We start from the raw sequence: 19,290 nt of genomic DNA, 5'->3' as shown, positions 1-19,290 counted from the left end.
GACTTAAAATGCTACGCACACTCTTATTCATGGTGCTCACGCTGAGCGCGGCCTGCACGCAAGCGCCAATACAAGAAACATCAATCGGGATCGCCGAAGAAAATGTTTGTCAGACTGAAGTCTTCAAAGTCGACGCGAACTTCTCCGCAGCAAATATGGCGTCTTGCGCAGTGACTGACCCAAGAACCATTGAAGTTCTTCTCAAGCCCGAAGATATCCCGATTAATCCAAGCCCCTGGTATGCAGTTCGGCTGACGCCTATGCAGGCTGGCCCTGTACGCCTTGTCCTCATCTATGAAGAGCATCCACACCGGTACAAACCGAAACTCAGCTTTGATGGCGTTACATGGTCGGCGCTGCCTGGCGATAGAGTTGATGCGAAAGCATCAGGCTACCGCGTGACGCTGGATATTGATCTCGATGATCGCCCCCTTTTCGTATCCGGGCAGGAGCTGTTCACCAATGAGGCGCATGAAACCTGGACCAAAGGACATGGAGCAAAGCCATTTGTCAGCATGGCGCAGATAGGCGCCTCTATTGAGGGGCGTCCCATCACGATGATCAGGACTGATGCCAGGGTCGATACGCCGAAGACTGTGATGTTGGTTGGACGTCAACATCCACCGGAAGTGACAGGTGCTCTCGCTATGGTCAGCTTTACGGACGAAGTCCTTGGCGATTCAGAGCTCGCTCAACAGTTCCGCGACAAATATGATGTCATTATTATTCCTAATTTGAACCCAGATGGCGTCGAACATGGCCATTGGCGCCACAATATGGCTGGCATCGACCTCAATCGCGATTGGGGTCCGTTTACACAACCTGAAACCCAGTCTGCGAAGTCTGTTATTGATGAGATTGAGTCCAATAGCCTTGCGCTTTTCCTGGATTTCCACTCGACACGCAGGAATGTCTTCTACACCCAGCCCATTGGTGCTGATGGTACAGAGTATGGCTTTACTGCTGAGTGGCTGGCCCGTGCGCGTAAGAAACTTCCTGATTACGTCTTTGACCGACAAGGCTCGCACAATGTCGACCTCCCGACATCGAAGACGTACATCTATGAGCGCTTTGGTATTCCAGCCATAACGTATGAACTGGGTGATGAAACCGATCGTACAGAAGTCGCTGAGACAGCTCGCATATTTGCGCAAGAGATGATGCAGATATTGCTTGAACAAGAGTAGCACTGATGCAGCGGCTCCTCTTCTTCGTCTTTGCATGGACCATGCTGAGCGCGTGTCAGGGCGCTGACGATCCTTCTACACTCTACGATATTCAGATCAGAGGAGGTCTTGTATTCGATGGCGTGTCTGAAGATGGACAGGCTGTGGATGTTCTCATTGATGGCGACAAAATCGTCTTTATTGGCGACGCAGAGGCTGCGAACCTTGCTGGTGAGACTGCAATTGATGCAACCGGTCTGATCGTTGCTCCGGGCTTTATTGATCCGCATACGCACACGACATCTGACGTGCTGTTCGGCACTAACAGCAAAGCTTTGCATGGGTATCTCACTCAAGGCGTGACCACAGTCGTTTCCGGCAATGATGGCGGCGGCCCGATAGATATAGCCGGATCTTTGCGGGCGGTGAGTGCACGTGGCGTGGGACCAAATTTTGCTCTGTTTACCGGACACGGCTCAATTCGGAGCCAGACAATGGGGCGCGACAATCGCCCGCCGACTGTAGCTGAACTTGATCAGATGAAACAAACCGTACGGGAAGCCTTGGAGGCCGGCGCACTCGGGCTTTCAACTGGGCTTTACTATGCCCCGGCTTCGTATGCGTCCACCGATGAAATCATCGAGCTTGCAAAAGTGGCTGCCGAGTTTGATGCGCTGTATGAGACACACATACGCGATGAAAGTAGCTACTCAATAGGTTTGCTTGGTGCGGTCGAAGAGGCTCTTGAAGTTGGTCGTCAGAGCGGCGCTTCCGTCCACATCGCGCACATCAAGGCGTTGGGGGTCGATGTTTGGGGGCAAAGCGAAGCTTTTATCTCGGCGATTGAAGCGGCGCAATCTGAGGGCCTTCGTGTCACAGCCGATCAATATCCATGGTCTGCTTCTGGGACGCGTATTTCCAATGCGCTTATCCCGAACTGGGCGAAAGCAGATTCCGATGAGGCGATGTTTAATCGGTTACGCGCCCCGGAAAACCAGAGCCGTTTGCAGACCGAGATTACAGAAAATCTTCGCCGTCGGGGCGGCGCGGCTGCTATTTTGCTGGTTGCGCGGGCGAATGGCGCGCCAAGCCGGACACTTGCCGATGAAGCTGAGGCGCGAGGCACCGATCCTATTCAGGCAGCAATCGACATCGTTTTAGAGGGCGACTCGCGTATTGCTTCATTTAACATGCAGGATCAGGATATTGAGCGCTTTATGGTCCAGCCCTGGGTCATGACAAGCTCAGATGGAACGAATGGGCATCCACGTAAGTATGCGAGCTTCCCACGCAAGTATCAGTCTTATGTTCTCGACAAGTCTGTTTTGTCTTTAGCAGAATTTATCAATCGCAGCACATCTTTAACGGCAACCACTTTGAACCTTTGCAATCGCGGTCGGTTGCAACCAGGCTATTTCGCTGACGTGGTGATCTTCGATCCCGAAACGTTTGGTCCGCTTGCGAACTTTTCCAACCCAGCCGAGCTGTCTGAGGGTGTCGTCCACCTATTTGTGAATGGCGCGCATGCCATCGCGCAAGGGCAGATCGATTCTGGGTTGCACGGGCGACCTTTGCGCCGAGCAGACTGCTCGTAAGAATAGGAGATCATGGGATGATCAAAGCGTGGTTTAGAATTACATTATGGAAACGAATACTCGGCGCATTGATCCTCGGACTGATTGCCGGCTTGGTCTGGGGGGAAGGGGCGAGTTCAATCCGTTGGATAGGCGACATCTTTGTGCGCTCCATTCGCATGCTGGTCGTACCGTTGATTTTTACAACTTTGGTGGCCGGTGTTGTCGCTATGGGGGATGCTAGAAGACTCGGCTCCATTGGTCTGAAAGCTTTCGTGCTTTATCTTGGCACTACGGCTGCAGCGATAACAATCGGTTTGATCTTCGGCACAATCATGCAGCCAGGCGTCGGAGTCGATCTTTCAGGTGCTGAAGCGCAAACACTCTCAAGCGCGACCACGCTCGCTGAGCGTTTAATGAACATGATTCCCATTAATCCGATTGCCGCTTTGGCAGAGGGTAACATTCTCGCTGTGATCATTTTTGCGATCCTGATCGGGGTTGGCATCATAATGGTTGGGGACGAGGCAAAGGTCCTCAGAGACGTGTTCAATGCTGGCGCTGAGGTGATGCTGAAGCTCACTTTTATCGTCATGGAACTGGCACCATTCGGTGTGTTCGCGCTGATTGCATGGGTTGCAGGGACACAAGGGGCAACGACCTTACTAAAAGTAGTGACCCTCGCGCTCGCGGTTTATCTTGCTTGTATAGCTCACATTGTCTTCGTGCAGTTTGGTATGGTCAAGTTTCTGGCGCGAATGCGGGTTTTACCTTTCGCGCGCGGCGCGGTTGATCCCCAGCTCTTAGCTTACTCAACTTCTTCCAGCGCCGCGACCTTGCCTGCAACTATGGCTGCCGCTGAAGAGAATTTGGGGATTGGTGTGCCCGTACGGTCTTCTGTGCTGCCGCTTGGGGCCACCGTAAACATGGACGGTACCGCTCTCTATGTTGGGATTGTGGCACTGTTCTCAGCTCAAGCCTTTGGCGTACCTCTGGATATAAGCGATTATCTCATCATTGGTTTGACGACAACGCTCGTTTCGATTGGTACAGCATCTGTGCCTTCGGCCTCGCTCTTCCTACTTGCGGCGGTGCTCACGTCAATTGGGATTTCGGCAGAGCAGACTGCGATTATTGTCGGTTTCATTCTCCCGTTTGATCGGGTTCTGGACATGATGCGGACCGTAGTCAATGTCACAGGCGACCTGGCAGTCGCGACCGTAGTCGCCAAATCAGAAAGTGAACTCGATACGGAGACTTACAATGCTGCGCCTGATCTTTAGCGCGCTAGCGCTTGCCTTTACATCGGCCATTGCGGCGTGTCAGTCGGTACAAGAAACGCAAGAACCGGGCTGGGTGTCCGGACGCGTCGTCGATGTGAATGGGAATCCTATCAGCGCAGTGCTCAGCATTGGGGATGAACGGTTTGCTGTGGATAGCGATGGGAGCTTTGCGGTTAGGCCATTCGCCGCGCTTGTATACAAAATAGAGGTTGAGGCCGATGGCTTTTACTCGATGCGCCATACGTTCAGTCATGCAGAGCTTATGCAAGGGACCAAGATTGGCGATATCGTTCTAGTCGCTCGCAAGTCAGGCCGAACGCTCTTCGTGTTTGGCGGTGATACGATGATTGGTCGGCGTTTCTATGATCCGTTTGAAGGGGAACCTGTGCTTGTGCACCCTGGAACAAGGTTGGAAGACTCAAAGCTATTGCTTGCCGAAATGAAGCCCTATCTCGAGCGCGCTGACTATGCTTCAGTCAATCTTGAGACACCTATTTTTGAAACACCTCCAAGCGAGCCAGCTCCGAAGTTCGTTACATTCTATTCTGCGCCGGAAACACTGAAGGCTCTGGAATGGGCAGGCATTGATTACGTCGCTTTGGGGAACAACCATACTTATGACTTTCTTGAGCCCGGACTTGATGTGACTCTGGCTCATTTGAGAGAAAGTCAGCTCGATTATTCTGGTGCAGGAAAGAATGAAGCAGAGGCTCTTAAGGCTCATCGGCATCAGGCAGGTTCATTTGCCTTTGACTTCCTTAGCTATGTTGGCTGGTCAGCTGGACCGACAAGTCAATCCGCTGAAGTTGACAAAGGCGGGGCAGCGCTTGGGTCGATCGACAACATCCTTTCATCAGTTCGGGCAAGCGTAGCAAATGAAGGGACTCCCATACTGCAATTCCATGGTGGTCTCGAATATGTGGAAGAGCCAACTCTTTCTATTGAAACCAAGCTCAAACAGGCGGTTGATAATGGAGCTGCACTCGTAATTGGGCATCACCCGCATGTGGTTCAGGGCCTTGAGTTATATCAGGGGAAACTCATCGCTTGGTCACTTGGTAACTTCTTGTTCGATCAGTATTTCTATGCCGCCCAATCCGCGGCGCTGCTCTATGTTTGGATGGATGGTAATGAGTTTCACCATGCTGAGGCAGTGCCAGTCTACATAAAGGGCTATCATCCTACGCCGGCTGTGGGAGCGATGCGCGAGGCCATCAATCAACGCTTATTTGACCTATCCGCTAAACGGGAAACACGCATCACGCGATCAGGGGGGCATATGATTTTGTCAAAGTCTGTCTCGCCCCCTCAACCCCAGCCCAACTTTAGTGCCGCAATAGACTGTCATGCCGGCATGGCGCGGACAGGCCAGGATCTGTTGGTTCGCGGCGACTTTGACACGCATACACTCTTTGAAGCGCCTGACCGGTCTTGGTTGGACTCTGATGAGCGGATCGGTATTCGCGCCTCACAAGAGCAACCATGGAACAATAAGTTATACATCGACCTACCAGAGCAGCAGAGCATAACAACAGGCATGCGTAAGTTTCAGCGTATCTTCACGCCAGGTACACCAATGTCCGTTCGTGCAGATGTGTCATCTACAGCTGAGGTTCAGGTCGATGTCTACTTGCAGATTAGAGCGACCAGACAAGGACTCCAGGATGCGCTTCAAAATGGTCGTAAGGTCCTAGTCGGTTCGGTAACGCTCGAAGCTGAAGAATCGATACAACTCGACTTGGACTTTGACAGCCCCAGAACAAGGACACGCTCGATCCGAGTGCTGTTTGACGTGCATTCCAAAGATGCGCAGGCGAGATTTAAGCTGGACAACCTTCAGTTCATTGAGTGGAAAACTCCATTTATGCCTAGCACCAGGTTTTGCAGTGTTGATAAGCCTAAAAGCATCTCATCGCGACCGTGAGCGGGGGAGCCGTCAAAGGAAACTTGAATACTTTATTCGCGCCAGAACAATTCGTTTATCGCTTGAAGAAACATACTCGGATCCTGATAGATTTGGAGTTGCCCTTTGTCTTCGGCTGAGTATAGCGAGAAATGAGAATTGGCCTGAACAAAATGCCTTATGCGATCTCCGGAAAACATCGTGTTAGCTTCGCCATGGACAAAGGCGCAGGGCATGTCTGCAGGCAACTCAAGTAGCTCTGACCAATCACTGGCCCAGCGGCAAACATCAGCCACAAGCCGCTCAATATCGGCAAAGGAATACTCGATCGTTTGCCGCGTAATCTCATAATACTTGCGATCCACGCGTGTGAGGGCCTGATCTGCCGGGCTGTCCTGAAAGAAATAGTCGACCACACGTGCTTCACCCGCCGCTGATCGCTTGAAGTTGGCGGCAAAAATGCGATGCGGGACCAATAAGATTTCAGGCATATAGCGGGCTGGAATGAAGGTGCGTCGTGTTGATCTCGGCAAGCTCAGCAGATCTGATCGCTTTTTCAACGGTACACCTGTATCGACCAGAATGACGCCGTCTACCCGATCGCGGAAAGCCTTGGCGACAGCCAGCGCATACAATCCGCCAGAACAATGCCCGGCTATGATCGTGGTCTCGACCCCCTCGGCATCCAGAACAGCGCGATAACTATCTGCCAGATCGTACGGGCCAGCTTTGGCTGGGCATTCTGTCCCGCCTGCTGCGCCCGGTTTGTGGCAGCCAATCATCAACAAACCGGCAGCCCGGCAGGCTGCTCTGAAATCCGGAGTCATTTGTGGCGGTGTTGTCGAGTGCAGCATCAAGACAGGCTGCCCCTCAGGATCACCATATTTCACATAAGCCAGACGCTGGCCGCCACTTTCGGCCATGTGCGATGTCATCTCGTCACCGCTGGCTTTGATCCAATCGTCGCCGATCTCGGAAGGGCGGCGTTCTTTCGTCATTAGCTGTGTGAGCGTTGCAAGAAACAGAGCCAGCTCTGTCTGGCTGGCAAGGCCCAGCTTGCTGAAGATATGGGTCAGTTGTGTCCGCACGGTTCGCACAGAGCGCTCTCTCTGATCTGCAACCGCTGCAACAGAACCGGACTCAACCAGCCCTTCCAGAACCTCGATCTCAGCGTGCGTGAGGCCATATGCGCTTTCCAGCAAGGGAACGATGTCCGGGTTCCAGGTAGCCTTGGCCGCTTTAATCGTGATCAGGGGTCCCATTTGCGCCGGCAAATCCAGATGCGGGCTTTTCGAGGCAACGACAAAAATCGGTGTGTGCGCCTCTGGCAATGTGAAGGAAATCAGGGCTGGAACAGCGCTTCCATTGGTGCGGCAGAGGTCGAAGAAGCGTTTCTCATCTGCAGGCGTTGTGAAGGTTCCAGCCAGACTTTGGATGTCTTCATCCACCATGCCAACGAACAGTTGATTAGCCGCTACAATATCAACATTGCGATTGAGGGTTGCAGCAGGAACGACCTGCCGCTCCAAAAAGACAATTGGAGCCTCACGATGATCGCCAAGATCAGAGTCAAGAAACTGTCCGACACGCCCAAAGTGCTCGCGGAACATGCGTTTCCAGTCGGCATTCCCACTTTCCAGGCCATCGGCATTGGCTTCGAGGAAGTCATCCATACCCTGCAATAAGCCATCCAAGCGGGTATGATCAGCAACGGCTTCATACAGGCCGCTCAAGACATCAGCGGCTGCGACCCGCGCGCGCGCATCCTTGTCTGTCATCCCTCTCAGAGCCCTCCTGTTCCCTAAAGGCCAGCGGCCTCCGCACGGCGGAGTATATCCCCAAGCAGCGTTTGCACCAATGGCGACAGTTCAAATCCGCTTCCCTGGGTAAACAGGCTCTTATGGCTGACACGGATAACGGTGCCATCTTCCAGAAAAGTATGCAGTGAAGTTGCGAGCCGATCATTCTTGCCCATTCGCATCGTGGCAAAGCCTCCAATGAGATACACAGGCTGACCGTCGAGTTCACTGGTCAGATAGTTATCAGAGTTGGCGGCCATCCAATCCCGCAGGGTTGTCATTTCTTCTTCTGTGAAGCGGACAATCTCGAATTCAATCCGATTGAGATCGACGGGAATATTCGGAATGTCTTCATCAAGATAGAGTGGATGGGGCAGTTCCGCATAGGCCAGATACACATGGTCGTCTGTCATGATGTAGGGTTTATTTGTCGGGACAACACCAAACCCGTCTGGCAGATCAGGGATCAGAGGGGCCATCTGGCCAGCGCAGCTCGCTGGAAACATGTCCGTGCGCCATTTGTTTGCTTCAATCAGGTCTTCGTAATCGTAGCGAGAGCTTACCATGATCCCATTCCCTTTCTGCAAGGGTGGGCAATCGGCGCCTGCCGCTTTGCTTGTGCTTCCGCCAGAAGGACCTCCACATGCGGCCACTAAAGCCAGTGCCAAACCGCTAGCGCATAAAGATGTCTTGATCATATCTCTTCCCGTTTCCATCCTCATCACGACCCTAAACTCGCATTTTTTCAGGGCATGCGTCATTTGACGTATGCGGCGCTCGAGACGCTCTCCTAAGGTTAACGCCATCATTCGGAGGGATATTTATGCGCTCATTGATCAGTTCAGCTTTGCTTGCCTTTTGGGCACTGGCGTTTGTGCCTTCAGTCACAGCTCAACCGCAGTCGGTCGAATCGGCCTGTTCTTCACTGGAGCGGAGCAATATTGACTGCGCCTGCGTGGCGACCCGGCTTGCCGTGTATGAGCGCGTATCTGCGACGCCTGCCGCGAAAGATGTGCTGCTGCAGGGATATTACAGCGCTCTCGGGCTGGATAATCGCTATGGCGAGGCATTTGAGAGCCTGATGAGCAATCCAATGAACGCGATGATGATTGAGGAGGGTTATGACCCAGTCGGCGGGCGCCCGAGCAATATCACCGATTATGAAAAGGGATGTGTCATTGCTGGCGCGCCGAAGCCGTCTTTCTCTCTGCCACCGTCAACCCCAGCGGTAACCCAATATATTGCCTCCTGTGTCGCTTCGACAGGGGATGAGCGTTTTTGCCAGTGCGATGCTGGCCGCAAGACATCGCACCTGACCGACCGTGAATTTGAAGCCTATTATCGCTCATTCTCTGATTACGGTGGCGACGCCCTTAGTCAGGATGAACTGAGCCGTTCGCGAGGGGAAGCCATGGGGCTTGGCGCGGAAGGCTTTGATGCGTTACAAGCGCGGGCTCGTAATAAACTCGCCCCGCATGCGGAGACGGATGAGTTATACTGCTCTGCAGTTCTATGGGCCGACAATGAGCCAGGCGTCGATGCAAAGACGCGCCTTGATGCCGGCTTTGAGCCCGGCTTGGTCGCAACACTGGCACCCCAAGCACAAGTGTCTAAGCCAGAACCTGCAACACCTGAGGACAAAGCTCGCGTAATCGTCGCTGACTCTTGCGCCGCTGATGGGAATAGCCCGCAATATTGCGCTTGCTACAGTGCTGAATTTGAAGCGCGCGTGCTGCAAAAGGCCGCCTCGCCAAACGTTGCACTGGCATGGGCTCTTATGGGGACCAGTGGCTCGTCTTTGAGCAGCAATGAGCGGATGAACCTGACGCAGAGTATCCCACAGTCTGACCACCAGACGGCTGGCATGATGTTTATAGAAACCATGGACATGGGCGAGAATTGCTCACAAGGCGCACCCGCTGAAGCTGAACGCCTGAAAGGCACACCGCGTGAGCGCATGATGCAGATTTGTGTCGCTGAGAATGAAGATGAAGCGCTTTGCGACTGCATGATCGGTAAGATGCAGGCTCAATTCTCAGAGGATGACTTTGAGCTGATCGTAGATATCCGCGAGGCTGAATATAATGGCGCAGAAGACCCGCTTGCGACCGTCGCAGAAGAGCGGGGCCTATCGGCGAGTGAGGCAGAGACAGCCTTGCAGAATAATCCCGCGATTATCGGTGGCACAATGGCCATGGGTGCCTCGCTTATGCAGTGTATGGGTGGTATTCCAGCCATGCCGATGATGCCTGGGATGACCCCGCAATGATCCGCCAGACATTATGGTTTGCCATAGGCTGGGCTGTCGCAGCGACGCTGGCGCCAATGCCTGCAGCAGAGGCGCAGGACCAATTCTATTCGGTCCGCACTGACCCTACGCTGAGCGATGATCATGTGGCAGGTTCAAACCCACTAATAGACGACAAGGCGTTCTGGGTCGCCGCGGAGCGATTTGTGAACTCATATGGGTTTTGCAAGCGCGCAACGGATGAAGGACCTGATCGTGTAAACACCCTGAACCTTTCAGAGGTTTACAGCCAGATTTCTGTTGCGGGTTTCGGAGAGAATCTTGGTTGGTTTAAAGCGCAGGGGCTTTACCCCTTTGGCAATATTGGTCTGGAGATCGATGATCCGCGTGCCCCGCGGGATTATCCGATCTTCTGCACGCTTTCCCCAAACACAACCCCAGAGCGCAAGGATGGCTTGCGTCCACTGTTTTACGATTATGACCTCAACGCCAATGACACCAAGGCGGTGTTCATGGCCACTGTGCAAGCCTCTGAAGAGACGCTTTCGGACAGGCGGCGCATTTTCCTGGGGACAGGATGGGCTTTAGGCCGGTTGTGGGAATTTGGATCGCGGTTACAGGCTGATGTGGAAGCTGCGCCACCATGGCTTCTGGTGGGCGCGGTTGATGCGTTGGCCGTTGCTTCTACCGACGCTGCTGGTCGCCTCTACCATGAGGATTATGATGACATTCGCAATCGCTTGCCATTCCTGGCGGGTGACTATTCCGAGCGGCTGACAAATTTCAGGGACGAAGAGGGCGAGGATCAAAGCCGAGGGGCTTTTGTTCGATACTTAATTGAACACCAGATGAGTGATGACTGGAAAAAGCTCCAACCTATGCTGGCTGCGGCTGGCGAAGACGAATTCCCGGTCGCTGCTGTACATGATTTCGTCAACGCCAATGATGGTGATTTGTTAAGAGGGCTGGAACATGCTTTTCCAAGCTTTGCCGCTTATCAGGCGAGCCTTGGTTTTGATGCCCCTTACAATGAAGCCGTAAGTGCCCAGCGTTGGCTCGATGACTCTTTTGGTGGATGCCGGGACGTTACCATTGATGAAACCGTCATCACGACAAAAGAGGTTTTTAAAATCCTGCCTTACGCAGCGAGCTGTTTCGTCTTGCGCATAGAAGCCAAACACGCGTCTTGGCATGGCGATCTGCAAATCCGCCTTAAGCAAAAAGATGGACGCCCTGGAGATGACCGCATTGATGATGTCATCCTCTCTGCGGCTGGCCGAGGAAAGGGCTCACTGGATCAATCTGAGACGGCTTGCTTTGTGAATGTTGAGAACAGCTCTGGCATCAAACACTGTATCTATGAGCCATCATCCCAGGGGGAGGATGAAGATGATAACTTACAGCGTCTGCATTATTTCCCCGTCGACGAGCGCAAACCGGGAGAGAAACCTTGGGCGGTTATTCTTGTATCCTATGTGCCCAAGAACGATCGGCTTCGCACAGCCGCGCGGCGTCCGGCTCTCGATGTGGAGCTTACATTCTCACTGGATGCGGTGATTGGTGATCCGGGTGATCTTGCTGATATGGGCAGCTCAAGCTCGGGCGAGTTTGAGCTTATGGATATGTCTACGGCCTCTATCGATCATGGGGCCAAAGTCGGTCTCATGCCTATTGGAACTAAGCTGCCAGGTGGCGTCGACACCTCTTGGCGCAGCATCTTTGAAGGGACTGCCACGTCGATCGATGGGGGCATATTGGAGGGCGCACTCGCCAGTTTCGATAATGTTATCCAGTTCGTTGACGATGCTGGGGATGGTTTCGGCTTCATGGTCACTGACCCAAGTGTCCTGAAGCCGGGCTTTACCGGCTCAACAACGGCCATTGTCCCATTTGCCGGAAAGGATGGGTATATCTCGATGCCCGACCCCGAGTTTCAGGGAAAGATCGAAATCATCGAGAATACTGAGGACACATTACACTTCACCGCAGAAGAGAGCTTCTGCATGGTCCCGATGTCAGAATGGCCGCGCCTGATGCAGGAAACTAATCCAGATTTGTGCGAATTTGGCGAGCGCGTGACAGCGAAGGGCAAGGGTGCACTCGCGTTTCCACCGCTGCGCAGGTCAGACACCAAATTAGAACCCGTTGAGACAGAGGTTTATCGTGGCTTGCGGGAGCTTCGCCAGGCCAAAATCAATCAGACATTCGCGTTTAACCCGCAGGCAACGCCTCAGTCAGACCCTGGTACAATCAACAGGCCTGGCCCCGCTACACCAAACCGTACAAATGATGCTGGTGGTGTGGGGCCCCTTCCGAACATGTGCTCAGTGATTAGCGCGTCTGGCAGCTGTGATTGTTCTTGCGAAGCCAAAGCCTGCTTCGAGAGCAAAACGACCAGTTCAACCCTCACGCCGCGCGAAAGTTCCTGCAAACTCACTTGCGGCAAACGCTGGCGTGAATGTGGGCCTTAGGAGATATTGAGAATGAAACTTCACCGACATGCCTATGGAGTGGCAGCCTGTTTGCTAGGCGTTTCGTTCGCCCATGCAGAGGAAGCACAGAATACCTCCGTGGAGCAGCCGACGGTAATCGCTGCGGAACTATGCTCACTCGATCAGATCAACCCCCTGTATGGTTTTGTCGAACAAGATGCTGGCGCTTTTCTGGATATGCCAGATGCTGATCTTGTACGCGCGACCAGCCCGGTTGAGCGGCAACTGACAGCTCGGCTCGTTCAAAATGAGATCCAGGCACCTTTAACCAAAGCCTATTGCGAGATCGGTCTGACGCAAATGATTGTCGACTATCATCATCGCGTCGAGGACGACGCCATAAGCGCCATCACCATTCGCACAATTTATCGCTGGGCGGCTGAGGCTGACTATCCCGGCTGGCAGATTGAGAGACTTGGTGAGCACCAACACTGTGCCCGCGGGCAAGATCAGGAGACAAATCTATGTTTATGATAACCACCCGTTTGGTCGCTGCCGTGAGTGCTCTGGCGCTCCTGTCCGCATGTGGCGGGGAAACGCAAACGGACGCGGAAACTCCTGAGAACAGCGCACAAACCGAGCAAACGACGCCGGAGCCGGAAACTCTTTCAGCATCGGTTGAGCAAGCTGCGCCTGGCCAAACACTGGAAACCGGTCCGATCACGGCGGCGAACGCAAAAGAAGCGCTTGAAAAGCTTGCAGCCCGCGATGAGAAGCGGCGAATGTATGCCTATGAAACAGGTCAGCAGATTGGTGCTGACAAGACCGCTCTGTCCTGGCCCTACGGTCCCTGCACAGATGCAGCCTCTCTAATCCCGCCACCTCTGGAAGGATGGGGGACATTTAGCGATATATCGACTGGCGAATGGCCGATCACGCCGGAGAATGCCCGCATAACCTATGCTTATTCAGATGAAACGCTGGATCCGAATTCAGCGGAGTATGGGGCCTCCAAGCACAACATCTCAATCTACATTTCCTCAGGGACACCAAACGTCGACGGCATTCGGCAAATGTACACTGAGCCGAGCCTGCGCGATGTGATGCTCATGCCCGGACCTTACAATTATCCCATTCAGAAGACGCCTGCGGACTATCCGGGAAGAACGGTTTTGCTGGGGGATTATCTGGTGCAGCTAGACGGTACTGGCCGCGATATGGATCAATACTTTGAGATGATCGTCAAATGCGGCATTGATAGCGGCCTGATTGCTGAAGGTGTAGATGCGGCTAGCCTCCAAGCGCGCCCATAAGCGAGACGCTATAGGTCTAACACAACCTATTTCTAGCAGCCTTTTCAGGTGCCACTGCCACTGATTATGCTCTCGCATGTATGGGGTGCGCTTCGTTCTGATCTTTCCGGCGAAGGTTGGCCAAAGCAACCACCCCAGAGCCTCACGCTCTCATGGCAGATATCGATCCCGCGCTCGTGCAGCAAGTCTTCCACATTTCGAGGTGAGAGTGGAAATCGGACGCACATCATCACCGCAAGTTGGATGATCTCAGGTGACGTTTTGAAATAGCGAAATGGGGACTTCGCCATACACCAAGCGTAGGGCTAGGCAGTTAAGGTCAAGTTCCGCTGACAATTCCGCGGGTTCCAGCCATATATAACGGAAATGCGCTTGAACCTCGACGAATAAGCGAGCGCCAATACCGCGAAAATCGCAAGCCAAGCCCCATAAAGCCTGCTACAGCGCGCCCATGAGTTTCCCTGACAAGCAAACGGTTCTGGATTTCCTGCGTGAAAATCCGGGCGCAACGACCAAGCAAGAAATCGCCAAAGGGCTCGCCGTAAAAGGGCGGGAGCGTCAGACCCTGCGCGCCATCCTGAAAGAGCTGGAGGCCGAAGGTACCCTCAAGAAAACTGGGAAACGCGCTTGGACGAAAGCTGATACGCCACCGCCCACCTGCGTCATCGCCTTTGAAGGCCGGAATGATGATGGCGAGTTGCTGGCGCGCGCGGTTGGCAAGGAAGGCCCGTTTGGACCAGAGCTGATTTATGATGGTTATAATGGTAAAATGCGCGGCCCCGCGCCAGGCATTGGCGATCGCGGACTGGCGCGTCTGAAAGAGCATGAAGGTGGACACTGGACCGCACGGCTGATGAAGCTGTTTGAAAAGCGGGATGAGGAAAAGCCCGTCACCGGTGTCTTCTCTCGCACAGTGCGCGGTGGCCGAGTCCAACCCGCGAGCCGCAAGGACAAGCGCGAGCTATTGATCAGTGAAGCCGATACGGGCGGGGCCGTTGATGGCGATCTGGTTGTCGCCAGCCCAATTGCGCGCAAAGCCTATGGTCCAATGCGCGGGCGCGTCACGGAAATTATCGGGCGGCAGGAAGACCCACGCGCGGCCTCTCTGCTCGCCATCGCCACCCATGACATTCCAACTGAGTTTCCGGAACCCGTCCTGAAACAGGCAAGAGAAGCTGTCCCCGCCGATGCCCCGCGTGAGGATTTGCGGGACATGCTTCTGATCACCATCGATCCCGAAGATGCCCGCGATCATGATGATGCGGTCTATGCCGAAAAGCTTGAGGATGGCTGGCGTGTGGTCGTCGCGATTGCTGATGTCGCCGCCTATGTCACAACGGACAGCCCCCTCGATCAGGAAGCCCTGAAACGTGGCAACTCTACCTATTTTCCTGACCGCGTTGTTCCTATGCTGCCGTTTGAGCTGAGCGCCGATGCCTGTTCGCTGAAAGAGGGGCAGGAGCGCATGTGTCTGGCGGTCTCAATGGAGTTCGATCAGGCCGGGACCAAACGCAGCCACAAGTTCATGCGCGGGATCATGCAATCGGCTGGCGCACTGTCTTATGAAGAGGCCCAGCAGGCGATTGACGGCAATCCGACACCCCGCGCTGAAAAGCTGCTAAAGAGCGTTCTGGAGCCGCTCTGGGGCGCTTATGCAGCCCTTAAAGCGGCCCGAGAGAGACGGTCTCCGCTGGAACTGGAACTGCCTGAGCGCAAGGTCGAAATAGCCGAGGATGGCACCGTCGCCGGCATTCGCGAAAAGGCGCGCTTCGATGCCCACAAGCTGATCGAAGAGATGATGATTCAGGCCAATGTCGCAGCCGCTGAGACATTAGAGAAAGCAGGCTCCCCCCTGCTCTACCGCATTCATGATACGCCCTCTGATGCCAAGATCGCGGCGCTGGCTGAATTCCTGAAGACGTTCGACATCAAGTGGCCCGTGGGCGAGAAAACCCGTACCGCGCGTTTCAACCGCCTACTCTCTGATTTCGAGGATACAGATGATGCCCCTGTCATTTCCGAAATCGTCCTGCGCAGCCAAAGTCAGGCGGTTTATAGTGCGGAGAATATCGGGCATTTCGGGCTGAACCTGACAAAGTATGCTCACTTCACCAGTCCGATCCGGCGCTATAGTGACCTGATTGTTCACCGCGCTTTGATCAATGTCTTGAAGGCTGGCCCGGATGGGCTAACCCAGAAGCAAGGTGCGCAGCTCGAAGAAATTGCCGAACATTTGGTCAATACAGAGCGCCGCTCGATGGCGGCTGAGCGCGAAGCCACAGATCGTTATCTCGCGCTGTTCCTGGCGGATCGGATTGGCGCAGAGTTTCAGGGCCGGATTAGCGGCGTCACCAAAGCGGGCCTGTTCATTCGACTGGAAGAAACAGGTGCAGACGGCTTTGCCCCGGCTTCTCAGATCAGCCATGAATACTGGCGCTATAGCGAGGGCTCTCAGGCCCTGGTCGCCGAGAAATCCGGCAAACGTTATGAAATGGGGATGGAGGTCACGGTACGCCTTACCGAGGTCGCGCCGCTTGAAGGCGGCCTGCTTCTGGAAGTGATTTCAGACCCGAAACCCCGCCGCCCTGGCGAAAAACTGCCGACCCGGACGCGGGGGCAGCGGTTTGAACGCCGTCCTGTCCGCGGTAAAGGCAAGGCAGGGAAGCGCGGGAAAAAGAAACGGTGAGCGACACAAAAACCAAGATAAAACTCGGTAGCGCCTATGACCGCGAAGGTGACGGCGATGTCCTGCTGGAGGGCAAACGTACGCCACGCCCAAGCGATGCCGCGACGCTGATCCTTGTCCGTCGCGATGCCGAGCACCCGCGCGTTCTGATGGGGAAGCGCTCCGGACGGCATACATTTATGCCAGACAAGTATGTATTCCCCGGTGGACGCGTCGACCCACAGGATAGCCGGGTCGTCGCCTATTCAGAGCTGAACAAGCGCGTTGAAGACCGCTTGCGCCACCAGACCCGGCGGCTGCCCCGTGCCTTTGCGATGACCGCCATTCGCGAAACGTTTGAGGAAACCGGCCTGCTGATCGGGCGCAATGCTGAAATGCCAAGGCGGGCCCCTGAAGGCTGGCAGCGCCTTTACGACATGGACATCGCACCTTGCCTGAAAGACCTGAAATTCATCGGCCGGGCCATCACCCCGCCCTATCGCCCAAAACGCTTTGATGCGCGCTTCTTCATGGCCGAGGCTGAAGAAGCTCTGATTGATGATCGCCCGCCCATGGACGGGGCAGAACTATCAGACCTGCAATGGGTCACGCTTAAGGATGCGCTGGATCTGGACCTGCCCAATGTCACGCGGTTCATGCTGGGTGAAATTGAGGAGCGACTGGAAAAAGGCGAAGATCAGGGACCACCCTTCCTGCGCTGGACCCGGTCCGGGCATACAACAGATCGAATTTAAGCCGTGATCCTGTGACTTCCCGGTTGACTCAGAGCCGCCTCTCCATCATTAGACGCGTTTTCCAGTTTCAGCCCTGATTTAGAAGGCGCACCGCTATGGCCAAACCGGCAACGATCAAAATTCGCCTGAACTCTACTGCAGGCACTGGCTTCTTCTACGTAACCAAGAAGAACCCACGCAACATGACTGAAAAAATGGTCAAGCGTAAGTATGACCCAGTCGTGAAAAAGCACGTTGAGTTCAAAGAAGGCAAGATCAAGTAAGATCAGCTTTCTTCGCAATGAGTGTAAGAGCCGGGCCATGTGTCCGGCTTTTGTTTTTGTGGAGTTTAAGCCGCGAGGCTGATCACCTGATTACGGCCACCTTGTTTAGCGGTATAGAGCGCCTGATCCGCGCGATGAAGCAGCTCTGCAACCGTTTCGTCTTTATCCAGGAATGTGGCGACCCCCGCACTCACGGTCACTTTCAGCTGGGTCTTCTGCCCATCGACCATGAAGGGTTCGGCGGCGATGGCATGACGAATGCGTTCAGCGCCCATCTGCGCATTTTCAACATTGGTTTCTGGCATGATGACGAGAAATTCCTCGCCGCCGGGGCGACAGGCAATATCCTTGGGCCGGATATTCTGGCGCAAGCGCTTAGCAAATGATTCTAAGACCTGATCACCTGCCTGATGCCCATATCGGTCATTGATAGCTTTGAAATGGTCAATATCCAGCGAGACAACAGACACTGGACCACCACCACTCTCTGAGCGTTTTCGCCACTGTTCCAGCTGGTTGAGCATATAACGGCGATTATAAAGCCCAGTCAGCTGATCAAGGATGGAAAGCTCCAGACCGCGATCAATCCGCTTGCGCAGAATATCGACATAGCGCTGGCGACGGAGCTGCGTGCGGATCCGCGCGATCAATTCTTGTTGGTTGACGGGAATGCGCACCATGTCGCTAGCGCCAAGCCCCATCGCTGTGGTCGCGCGCATGTGATCAGGTTGGCTATAAGTCACCAGAATGCTGAGCTTGTCTGTCATTCCTGCCGCCTTGAAATTCGCACATAGCCTTAATGGGTCATGCGATTGTCCGGAGAGCGAGAGAATGATCAGGTCGAGATGTTCTGAAGCAAGGCTCGCCTGCCCTTCCGCATCCTGCCAGAGCACAACTTTATGGCCGATCCCACAAATCTTCTGTGCCATCTGGCGGGCCCGGTCGATATTCTCATCCAGCACCATGATGCAGGCAGACGCATCGATGCGCGCCTGCTCTTCCGCGCTTAACAGGTCTGCTGAAGCGGTGCGGGCGTTCTGTTCCCGCAATTGCGCCGTGACCGATCCGTATCGGCCAAGCGCTTCGATACGAGCAAATAGCGATTCATCATCAATCGGTTTGGACAAGAAATCATCGGCGCCTGCTTCGAGACCCCGCACACGATCTTCAGCATCGGTGAGGGCTGTAAGCATGGCAACAGGAATGTGCCGAGTCTCCGGCATCGTCTTTAAACGACGGCAAACTTCATACCCGTCCATGCCAGGCATCATCACATCCAGCAGGATGATCTGGGGCTCTTCACGCACAGCGAGGTCTAGAGCTTCATGCCCATTCGCCGCTAGAGAAACCGTATGATAGCGATTTTCCAGCTTGGCTTTCATCAGCCGCCGGTTCGCCTCGATATCATCGACGACAAGGACGCGGGCACTCACGCCGCGGCCTTTCCTTCAACCAGACTATCGACCGTTTGGATGAAGGACTTGATCTGAATAGGCTTGGATAAATAAGCCTCACATCCAGCCTCACGAACCAGCATTTCATCGGTACGCATGGCAAAGGCCGTAACAGCCAATACCGGAATATCGCGAGTACGCTCATCATCTTTGAGCCAACGGGTAATATCGAGTCCTGACACTTCCGGAAGCTGTATATCCATGACGATCAAATTCGGTTGTTCAGTCAGGGCCAGGCGGTTCACCTCGCGCCCATCGACACATTTCAGGACACGGTAACCTGACACTTCGAGCAGGTCGCTGAAGAGGCGCATATTGAGGGGGTTATCCTCAACAATCAGAACCGTTTTGTCCGGCGTATCCGTCATTTCAGAAGGGTACCCTTTTACTCCGCATAGCGTGTCTAATCGATTCTTCGTTAACTTTTGATTTGCA

At 54.2% G+C, this 19,290-nt stretch carries 15 protein-coding genes and 1 pseudogene; 11 read left to right on the top strand and 5 right to left on the bottom strand.

Features of this window, described 5'->3' with window-relative positions; translation table 11 throughout:
* Positions 1-8: 8 nt before the first annotated feature.
* From RYZ27_RS00590 to RYZ27_RS00575, 4 genes are read left to right on the top strand one after another with little or no spacing between them, the layout of a single operon-like run.
* Entirely contained in the window at positions 9-1,187 is a 1,179-nt protein-coding gene (locus tag RYZ27_RS00590) for a M14 family metallopeptidase (protein ID WP_406680419.1), read from the top strand.
* A gap of 5 nt (positions 1,188-1,192) precedes the next feature.
* Positions 1,193-2,761 carry an amidohydrolase family protein gene (locus RYZ27_RS00585; RefSeq protein ID WP_406680418.1) on the top strand — a complete coding sequence of 523 codons (1,569 nt, stop codon included), beginning with the start codon at positions 1,193-1,195 and terminating at the stop codon, positions 2,759-2,761.
* A 17-nt stretch (positions 2,762-2,778) separates the two neighbouring features.
* Positions 2,779-4,023, top strand: a complete 1,245-nt coding sequence (locus tag RYZ27_RS00580) for a dicarboxylate/amino acid:cation symporter (protein ID WP_406680417.1) — start codon at positions 2,779-2,781, stop codon at positions 4,021-4,023.
* Entirely contained in the window at positions 4,004-5,947 is a 1,944-nt protein-coding gene (locus RYZ27_RS00575) for a CapA family protein (protein WP_406680416.1), read from the top strand. Before RYZ27_RS00580 ends, RYZ27_RS00575 begins: the two co-directional genes overlap by 20 nt.
* A 32-nt stretch (positions 5,948-5,979) precedes the next feature.
* On the opposite strand, the gene RYZ27_RS00570 is transcribed toward RYZ27_RS00575, so the two are convergent.
* The gene (locus RYZ27_RS00570) at positions 5,980-7,704 is read right to left on the bottom strand and encodes an alpha/beta fold hydrolase (protein ID WP_406680415.1); all 1,725 of its coding nucleotides are present in this window, start codon (positions 7,702-7,704) and stop codon (positions 5,980-5,982) included.
* Positions 7,705-7,727: 23 nt separating this feature from the next.
* A complete protein-coding gene (locus tag RYZ27_RS00565) occupies positions 7,728-8,291 on the bottom strand; it encodes a hypothetical protein (protein ID WP_406680414.1) in 564 nt (187 codons plus the stop codon).
* A 257-nt stretch (positions 8,292-8,548) separates the two neighbouring features.
* Here RYZ27_RS00565 and RYZ27_RS00560 point away from each other — a divergent pair, with 257 nt between their 5' ends.
* Genes RYZ27_RS00560 through RYZ27_RS00545 form a run of 4 tightly spaced genes read left to right on the top strand, consistent with a single transcriptional unit; the run spans position 8,549 to position 13,718 of the window.
* Entirely contained in the window at positions 8,549-9,994 is a 1,446-nt protein-coding gene (locus RYZ27_RS00560) for a hypothetical protein (RefSeq protein ID WP_406680413.1), read from the top strand.
* Positions 9,991-12,444: a hypothetical protein gene (locus tag RYZ27_RS00555; RefSeq protein WP_406680412.1), complete on the top strand. Its 2,454-nt coding sequence runs from the start codon at positions 9,991-9,993 to the stop codon at positions 12,442-12,444. Before RYZ27_RS00560 ends, RYZ27_RS00555 begins: the two co-directional genes overlap by 4 nt.
* A 12-nt stretch (positions 12,445-12,456) precedes the next feature.
* A complete protein-coding gene (locus tag RYZ27_RS00550) occupies positions 12,457-12,939 on the top strand; it encodes a hypothetical protein (RefSeq protein ID WP_406680411.1) in 483 nt (160 codons plus the stop codon).
* Entirely contained in the window at positions 12,930-13,718 is a 789-nt protein-coding gene (locus tag RYZ27_RS00545) for a hypothetical protein (protein WP_406680410.1), read from the top strand. The genes RYZ27_RS00550 and RYZ27_RS00545 overlap by 10 nt, the downstream gene beginning before the upstream one ends.
* Positions 13,719-13,763: 45 nt before the next feature.
* On the opposite strand, the pseudogene RYZ27_RS00540 reads toward RYZ27_RS00545, so the two are convergent.
* Positions 13,764-14,008: pseudogene (locus RYZ27_RS00540) on the bottom strand (IS6 family transposase); the annotation flags it as partial.
* A 161-nt stretch (positions 14,009-14,169) separates the two neighbouring features.
* Here RYZ27_RS00540 and rnr point away from each other — a divergent pair.
* From rnr to rpmG, 3 genes are all read left to right on the top strand, one after another.
* Positions 14,170-16,404: a ribonuclease R gene (gene rnr, locus RYZ27_RS00535; protein ID WP_406680409.1), complete on the top strand. Its 2,235-nt coding sequence runs from the start codon at positions 14,170-14,172 to the stop codon at positions 16,402-16,404.
* Positions 16,401-17,138 (top strand): NUDIX hydrolase, encoded by a 738-nt coding sequence (locus tag RYZ27_RS00530; RefSeq protein WP_406680408.1) that lies wholly within the window; start codon positions 16,401-16,403, stop codon positions 17,136-17,138. Before rnr ends, RYZ27_RS00530 begins: the two co-directional genes overlap by 4 nt.
* 95 nt (positions 17,139-17,233) lie before the next feature.
* Positions 17,234-17,401: a 50S ribosomal protein L33 gene (gene rpmG / locus RYZ27_RS00525; RefSeq protein ID WP_406680407.1), complete on the top strand. Its 168-nt coding sequence runs from the start codon at positions 17,234-17,236 to the stop codon at positions 17,399-17,401.
* A 65-nt stretch (positions 17,402-17,466) separates the two neighbouring features.
* Here rpmG and RYZ27_RS00520 read toward each other — a convergent pair whose 3' ends face one another.
* Entirely contained in the window at positions 17,467-18,834 is a 1,368-nt protein-coding gene (locus RYZ27_RS00520) for a PleD family two-component system response regulator (RefSeq protein WP_406680406.1), read from the bottom strand.
* Positions 18,831-19,223 carry a response regulator gene (locus RYZ27_RS00515; protein WP_406680405.1) on the bottom strand — a complete coding sequence of 131 codons (393 nt, stop codon included), beginning with the start codon at positions 19,221-19,223 and terminating at the stop codon, positions 18,831-18,833. Before RYZ27_RS00515 ends, RYZ27_RS00520 begins: the two co-directional genes overlap by 4 nt.
* Between the last annotated feature and the right edge of the window lie 67 nt (positions 19,224-19,290).

The sequence above is a fragment of the Hyphomonas sp. FCG-A18 genome, from assembly GCF_045287255.1.
Taxonomy (GTDB): domain Bacteria; phylum Pseudomonadota; class Alphaproteobacteria; order Caulobacterales; family Hyphomonadaceae; genus Henriciella.
Note: the sequence above shows the minus strand (reverse complement) of the source record. Positions and strands in the feature narration are given on the sequence as shown.

Coding starts and splice junctions, on each gene's coding strand:
- RYZ27_RS00590 (WP_406680419.1), top strand. CDS start 9: ATGCTACGCACACTCTTATTCATGGTGCTCACGCTGAGCGCGGCCTGC.
- RYZ27_RS00585 (WP_406680418.1), top strand. CDS start 1,193: ATGCAGCGGCTCCTCTTCTTCGTCTTTGCATGGACCATGCTGAGCGCG.
- RYZ27_RS00580 (WP_406680417.1), top strand. CDS start 2,779: ATGATCAAAGCGTGGTTTAGAATTACATTATGGAAACGAATACTCGGC.
- RYZ27_RS00575 (WP_406680416.1), top strand. CDS start 4,004: ATGCTGCGCCTGATCTTTAGCGCGCTAGCGCTTGCCTTTACATCGGCC.
- RYZ27_RS00570 (WP_406680415.1), bottom strand. CDS start 7,704: ATGACAGACAAGGATGCGCGCGCGCGGGTCGCAGCCGCTGATGTCTTG.
- RYZ27_RS00565 (WP_406680414.1), bottom strand. CDS start 8,291: ATGGTAAGCTCTCGCTACGATTACGAAGACCTGATTGAAGCAAACAAA.
- RYZ27_RS00560 (WP_406680413.1), top strand. CDS start 8,549: ATGCGCTCATTGATCAGTTCAGCTTTGCTTGCCTTTTGGGCACTGGCG.
- RYZ27_RS00555 (WP_406680412.1), top strand. CDS start 9,991: ATGATCCGCCAGACATTATGGTTTGCCATAGGCTGGGCTGTCGCAGCG.
- RYZ27_RS00550 (WP_406680411.1), top strand. CDS start 12,457: ATGAAACTTCACCGACATGCCTATGGAGTGGCAGCCTGTTTGCTAGGC.
- RYZ27_RS00545 (WP_406680410.1), top strand. CDS start 12,930: ATGTTTATGATAACCACCCGTTTGGTCGCTGCCGTGAGTGCTCTGGCG.
- rnr (WP_406680409.1), top strand. CDS start 14,170: ATGAGTTTCCCTGACAAGCAAACGGTTCTGGATTTCCTGCGTGAAAAT.
- rpmG (WP_406680407.1), top strand. CDS start 17,234: ATGGCCAAACCGGCAACGATCAAAATTCGCCTGAACTCTACTGCAGGC.
- RYZ27_RS00515 (WP_406680405.1), bottom strand. CDS start 19,223: ATGACGGATACGCCGGACAAAACGGTTCTGATTGTTGAGGATAACCCC.